The following is a 212-nucleotide window of genomic DNA, read 5'->3' as shown; positions in this document are numbered from 1 at the left end:
CAGCACGAACAGTATCCCCGCACCCCCGGTGGCGACGAAAAACACCAGCCCGTACCATCCCGTACCCAGAGCCATCCGAATTGGCCCGATCCCGCGAAACAGCAGCACCCAGCCCAGGATCAGCGCCCCCGAGATCGCGCCGCGCCAGAACGAGACCACCAGGGCCTCGCCGCCAATGAGCCGCACAAACAGCGAATCCGGCACCACGAACA

General features: G+C 65.6%; 1 protein-coding gene. It reads right to left on the bottom strand.

Annotated elements, in window-relative coordinates:
- On the bottom strand, nucleotides 1–212 hold a 212-nt coding region (locus NLM59_RS11790; RefSeq protein ID WP_304417974.1), incomplete at both ends, for a hypothetical protein.

The organism is Profundicola chukchiensis (assembly GCF_029664245.1).
Lineage (GTDB): Bacteria > Bacteroidota > Bacteroidia > Flavobacteriales > Weeksellaceae > Profundicola > Profundicola chukchiensis.
The sequence above is the reverse complement of the archived record's forward strand: the minus strand, read 5'-3'. Positions and strand labels throughout refer to the sequence as shown.